The 5,870-nt window shown below is 59.9% G+C and carries 8 protein-coding genes and 1 other RNA gene; all 9 read left to right on the forward strand.

The features are described 5' to 3' along the window. Positions 1-148: 148 nt before the first annotated feature. The 9 genes from CCR82_RS07960 to CCR82_RS08000 all read left to right on the forward strand — a co-directional run bounded on the left by CCR82_RS07960 (position 149) and on the right by CCR82_RS08000 (position 5,628). Positions 149-340: a hypothetical protein gene (locus CCR82_RS07960; protein ID WP_201244859.1), complete on the forward strand. Its 192-nt coding sequence runs from the start codon at positions 149-151 to the stop codon at positions 338-340. 314 nt (positions 341-654) lie between these two features. Continuing rightward, a complete protein-coding gene (locus CCR82_RS07965) occupies positions 655-1,188 on the forward strand; it encodes a Tat pathway signal sequence domain protein (RefSeq protein WP_201244860.1) in 534 nt (177 codons plus the stop codon). Beyond that, positions 1,185-1,961, forward strand: coding sequence for a MotA/TolQ/ExbB proton channel family protein (locus tag CCR82_RS07970; protein ID WP_201244861.1), 777 nt, complete (start codon positions 1,185-1,187; stop codon positions 1,959-1,961). The genes CCR82_RS07965 and CCR82_RS07970 overlap by 4 nt, the downstream gene beginning before the upstream one ends. Then, positions 1,951-2,343, forward strand: coding sequence for an ExbD/TolR family protein (locus CCR82_RS07975; protein WP_276570553.1), 393 nt, complete (start codon positions 1,951-1,953; stop codon positions 2,341-2,343). Before CCR82_RS07970 ends, CCR82_RS07975 begins: the two co-directional genes overlap by 11 nt. A 55-nt stretch (positions 2,344-2,398) precedes the next feature. Further along, positions 2,399-2,836, forward strand: coding sequence for an ExbD/TolR family protein (locus CCR82_RS07980; RefSeq protein WP_201244863.1), 438 nt, complete (start codon positions 2,399-2,401; stop codon positions 2,834-2,836). Positions 2,837-2,845: 9 nt separating this feature from the next. Continuing rightward, on the forward strand, positions 2,846-3,757 hold the full coding sequence (locus CCR82_RS07985) for a TonB family protein (RefSeq protein ID WP_201244864.1): 912 nt from the start codon (positions 2,846-2,848) through the stop codon (positions 3,755-3,757). 112 nt (positions 3,758-3,869) lie between these two features. Beyond that, a complete protein-coding gene (locus CCR82_RS07990) occupies positions 3,870-4,016 on the forward strand; it encodes a hypothetical protein (RefSeq protein ID WP_201244865.1) in 147 nt (48 codons plus the stop codon). A 103-nt stretch (positions 4,017-4,119) separates the two neighbouring features. Continuing rightward, positions 4,120-4,479, forward strand: a transfer-messenger RNA (tmRNA) gene (gene ssrA, locus CCR82_RS07995). 315 nt (positions 4,480-4,794) lie between these two features. After that, positions 4,795-5,628 (forward strand): IS5 family transposase, encoded by an 834-nt coding sequence (locus CCR82_RS08000; protein ID WP_201244866.1) that lies wholly within the window; start codon positions 4,795-4,797, stop codon positions 5,626-5,628. Positions 5,629-5,870 lie beyond the last annotated feature (242 nt).

Raw genomic sequence — 5,870 nt, forward strand, 5'->3', positions numbered from 1 at the left:
ACGCTCTATACCGTCTATGCCTCATGGGAGGAGCTGTTGACGTTTATGCTCGAGGCGCTCGAACCGGCCCAGCCTCCACCAAAAGCGCGGCGCTTAAGGCGGTGACAGGGCAAATTTGGAATTGCTGGCTATTGAGCCGAAAGCGGCGATGCCGCATATTCTCGATCAGCATGAACGCCGAGGCCTCGCCTTCGGCTTCCAACAGGCCGACCTCAGCAAGCGGTTCGTCCGTGAGCAGAATCCGCGCTTACCCCTCGATGGGTTCAACACGGTAGGCAAAAAGGGCGGGCAGCGCGCGACGACTTCGCGCACGGCCCTCGCCAGCCGTTCCGGGTCGTAGTCGCCCTGCAAACGAAACACAGCGCAACGATTGCCGAGTTTATCTGTCGACTCCAACACGGACAGCTGAGTCTCTGTCAAATCAAAGGTCTCGAATCGCATCGCGCCCTCTCTACTCTGTGACTAAACGGCTGTACCCCGCCATCCGCATGGAGTTGACATCATAAGCAGGTCATCGCCGGGACAGAACCGAAACCGGACGCCGCCTAAGTGCAGTCGTCTACGACCTCTGATCACCGCACATGGTCGGCGCGCCTCTATGGCTCCATAATGAAGGCAACAGATCCCCCAACCACGAGGTTAAGGAATACAGCAATGTCGACCCGAACTCTGCAGTGGTCTTCGCCGCGTCCCCCCTATCTACGCGCGTTCATCGCCGGAATCGCAATCGCCTTCAGCCTACCGCTAAGCACCGTCGCCGAGACTGAGCCCTCTACCGCGGCTCGCCCCGCCGAGCAACCGAGTGCCGAGGATCCGGTCGCGCCAGAGGCCGGCAACACCGAGCGCCTTGGCATTGAGCTGAACAAGCTCGAGCAAGTTGATGACGGGTGTCGCGTCTATCTGGTATTCGAGAACGCGCTCGGCACCAAGCTTGAGGCGCTGCAGCTCGAACTCATCCTGTTCGATACCGAAGGTTTCATCAAGCGTCGCTTGACGTTGGATGCAGCACCCATCGACGAGGACAAGACCAGCGTCAAACTCTTCGATCTGGCCAAGACCCAGTGTGAACAGGTCGGGCGCATTCTGATCAATGATGTGCTCGCGATGGCTGGCCCCGATGGCGCGCTGCCGAACGAGGCCTCAGGGCTCGCTCTATCGTCCAAGCTCGACGTTGATTTATTCAAATGAGTGACGACAACCCCATCAATGCCGTGGAGAGCAGCCTCGGTATACCAAGCACGCCCAATACCTCAGCCGCGGGGACGCTCACCGACACCCTGGGCCAAGGTGGGCCGGTGCTCTGGATACTCGCGTTGCTCTCGGTTGCCGCGCTCGCGATTGTGCTGGTCAAGCTCTGGCAATTCTCGCGGCTGCGGCTCAACGCGAGCGACCCAGTCGAGCGCGCGCTCCGGCACTGGTCTCAGTACGCACCAGAATCAGCACTGGTCGCGCTCCAGGGCAGCCCCCAACCCAGCGCGCGATTGCTCGCGCGGACGCTCGAGGGGCTAAGTCTGCCCGGGGCCGATCTCGGCTTACTGCGCGAGGAGCTGACACGCTTCGCCAGTGCGCAGCTCGAGCAACTGCGCGCCTGGCTGCGCGCACTGGAAGTCATCGCTGCCCTCAGCCCATTGCTCGGTCTGCTCGGCACCGTACTCGGGATGATCGAGGCCTTTCGTCAGCTGGAGTTGGCCGGTAGCCAGGTGGATCCGGCGATCCTCTCGGGCGGAATCTGGCAGGCGCTGCTGACGACGGCGGCGGGGCTCAGTGTCGCGATTCCAGTGGTCTTGGTCCATAGCTGGCTAGAACGCCGCGTCGAACGCTGCGGTCACCGGATGGAAGACGCAGTCACCCGCGTGTTCACGCGCGATCTTGGGCGCGACGTACCACCCTCGGCGAGCATTGCCGAGCAGCCTGAGCCCCAGACAACATCCGCCACTACCGCTGCCCAGCATGCGTCTTGAGCTTCCCGCGCGACCGCGACGACGGCCCATCGGTTTGACGCCATTGATCGACGTGGTTTTCATCCTGTTGTTGTTCTTCATGCTCGCCTCGACCTTGACTCGACTGCATGCAATACCGCTTGCTGCCCCGAACAGCCAGCTCGCTCAACGCGACAGCCAGTCGGCGCTGTTGCTGCGCATCCAGAGCGATGGCCGTCTCGACCTGAACGGCGAACCAATCATCGGGACCGATGCTCTGACCGACCTGTTACGCAGGCAACTCAAACAGACTCCGGATTTGCGGGTCTTGGTACAACCATCGGACGCGGTGCCGCTGCAGATGACCTTGCGGCTTTTCGACCAGCTCGCCGATGCCGGCGTACCGGTGTTGCGGTTGCGATGAGCGCGCGGACAACCAATGATGGTCCCGTACCTAACCGCTCTTTGACCGACTAACGATGCGCTTCACCAAACCGCAACTCAGGAATTCCTCGGACGATGCATTGATCCCATTGATCAATGTCGTCTTTCTGATGCTGATCTTCTTCATGATCGCCGGGCAGATCAGACCGCCCGAGGCGTTGAGCATCGATCCTCCGAACTCGCGTCAGGGTCGATTGATCGCGCCCGAGCGCATCCTGCTGCTGATGGACGGGCAAGGGCGCGTCGCGCTCGATGGCAAGGTCGTCCCAGCGTCTCTGCTCGGCGAGCGACTCGCGGCAAAGCTTGCGACAGTCCGCGAGACATCGGACCAAGACGGGGCCAAGACCGATATCGGCATCACGTTGAAGGCCGATGCGGCCGTGACCCAAGGCCAGTTGCGCGCGCTGCTCGATCAGCTACGCGCCCTCGGCGTCGAACGCCTGCGCGTACTCTCGCAACAGGCAGCGAACTGAGGCGTACCAGTGCTAGAGATCCCATCCCGCCATTGGCTGATCGCCGTGCTGATCGCCTGCTTGGCTCATGTCGCCTTGGCGCTGGCGCTTGCGCGGCCATCGGCGCCGCTGCCGGAATCGTCACTCGGCATGACCATTGAGCTAGGCGATGGCGGAGAACCCGCCGCGGGCAGTGCCGGGGGGTCACCGGGCGTTCAGCCACTGCAGCCGATCGCAAGCCCGACCCTCAGTATGACACCCGCGGATGCGCCCGCTCCCGTTGATGTCAGCAGCGTCGCGACCGAGGCCGACATCGAGACGAGTGACCGTGCTCAGCAGGTCAACCAAGCGCCAACCAACGTTACCAAGGCGCGGCCAGAACCCAAACCAGAGCTCACACAACAAAGCACTGCCAGCTCACCGCCAAGCGAACCCAAGGCTGAGCCCAAGCGCCTCACGGCAGTGCCAAAGACAGCCAACACACGCAAACAGGCGGAGCGCACGCAGGCTCCTCCAGCGCGTATCGCATCGCCAGTAACCTCACTGGATGCCTCGCGAGAACCCAACCAGAGCCGCAACCGCGCCGGGAGCGGCTCTGGCGATGGCGGTCACTCCACGGGCACAACCGCCGGCACCGGAGGCGGCGGTGAAATCAGCGCCAACAATTACTACGGCCGTCTCGCGACCTGGCTCGCCCGCCATAAACGTTATCCGGCACAAGCCCGACGGCTGCGCCAAGAAGGCACAGTCAAGGTCACCTTTACCGTCGACAACAATGGACGCGTGGTTTCGAAGAGGATCGCCCATAGTTCGGGCCACGACCTGCTCGACCGCGAGGCTCAAGCCATGCTCGAACGAGCCTCACCCCTACCGCGCATCCCGGCAAGCCTGCGCCGCTCCAGCCTCACGATCACGCTGCCTGTCGCTTTTAATCTACGCTGAGCCACGGTCTATGGGTCAGATGAGCTATTGTGCAGTGGATGCTTGATTAATTAGTAAATGCTAATATAATTAAATGATATATTCAGGTTGAAACCAGATGAGGAGCTTCAACATGCTGGCACCACTCGCACTTGTCGCGCTGTTGATTGGCGGGACTCAAACCGCCATCGTTGTCTCTGACGAAGAGGTGACAACACCCGATCACACATCGGCGGCCGAGATGCAGACGGTTGAAACCGTTCGCGTCGCAGCCAATTAATAATCCTTGGTGGCTGTGCCGGCTCACCTCATGAGCTGGCACAGCTGGATCGTCGGGATTGCCACGGAACCTATCCAGTGATAGCTTGTCTACTCTGCTTCTTGGGGGCGACTTGGCTTCGACGTGGGTCACAAAACCCTAGGTGCATGCCGAGGTGCGGGCAACCTCGTAAATCCATCCGCAAATCTATAGTTGCCAACGACGACAACTACGCCCTCGCTGCTTAAACCCAGCGGGCCTCACACCGTCTCTTGCCTGTGGGCGGCGGATTCGTGGGGTAACATCACACAGGATCGCGATCACGGGAGCCTGGACCGAGATCGCTAAAACCTAATTCAGGATCGCCGACCAATCGCCCTGCCCCTCGGGCGTTGGAAGGTTAAAAACAATAGAGCGGGCTAAGCATGTAGGACCGACGGCGGAGGGCTTGCGGACGCGGGTTCGATTCCCGCCGCCTCCACCATTTTAGAATGCCAAGGCACTGAATTTAAAGGAGAAAAGGAGGTCTCCTCTGTGCTGTACCCACAAGGCTACCCACAAACAAAATTGGGATGTCAGGGTTCTGTTAGCAAAACTGCTCAGACATGCAGCCAACACATCTCCCAACTTGGGAGCGCATAGCTTAGCGGTCTTTCCGGCATACAGCCTGCCTGCCCCAACCACCACACCAGCTGGTCTGAGAGGCTGTTTGGAAACTAAAGTCTTGATTTTTTAGGGCATCATACCCATGGTGTTCGGCGAGAAACGGTTCACTCGCCCGTTCATTGGAGGTCTTGCAATGAATCGCGAGCAGCATCCAACGCGCCAGGGCTACGATAGCGACGTGACCGATGCGGAATGGGACATCATCGGTCCACTCCTCACTGAGACCCAGGCGACGACCAAGGGGCGCCCTGTTGAACATGATCTTCGCGCCGTGCTCAATGCCATTTTCTACATCAACAAGACCGGCTGCCAGTGGCGATCGTTGCCGAAGGATTTCCCGCCCCACTCAGTGGTGTTCTACCACGACACGAAGTGGCGCAAGGACGGCACGTTGGAGATCATCCATGACGTGCTGCGGCAGCGTGCGCGCAAACGTGCCGGTCGTCATCCGCAGCCGTCAGGGGCGATCATCGATAGTCAAAGCTCCAAAGGCACCCCGGAATCGCGCGTCGAATCCGGCTTCGATGGGGGCAAGCTGATCCAGGGTCGCAAGCGCCACATTGTCGTCGATACAATGGGTTATATGATCGTCGCGGTCGTGCACTCGGCGGGTATCAACGATGGCAAGGCCGCCCCGGAGGTGTTGGAGAAGCTGTTTCAAGCCGCCGATACCATCCGAACGATCTGGGCCGACAGCGCTTACGTTGGCCAAGCGCTCCACGACTGGGTCTTGGCGCGATTCCAATGCGTCCTCGAAGTCGTGAAAAAGCAACAAGGAGTCAAGGGGTTTCATGTCCTACCTCGGCGATGGGTTGTCGAACGCACTTTCGCCTGGTTCTCTCGCGCACGCCGTTTGAGCAAAGACTACGAGCGTGATCCGAATTCGAGTAAAGCACAGGTCTATATCGCTTCAATCCGGCTTCTACTTCGCGACCTCTGCGACAATCAGATTGCTTATGCAACGTGACTCATTATGGCCTCCATTCGCTGAGATTTTCTAAACAGCCTCTTAGGACAATCGTACAATACCGGATCATGTTGATCGAAGGATTCAAACCCATGCCCCTCTTCACTCGTTTTCTCGTAAGCGTCCGGCGAACTACCGGATTGACGGCTGCTGATTGAGGTCGTCCATGTTTAGAGTGTGCGGCAGCAGCGCCGCGACGGCCTCGGGCGTCTTCGCAGCGGGCAGCTGCTCGAAGAGATGAT

This window comes from Halochromatium salexigens, from assembly GCF_016653295.1.
GTDB lineage: Bacteria > Pseudomonadota > Gammaproteobacteria > Chromatiales > Chromatiaceae > Lamprobacter > Lamprobacter salexigens.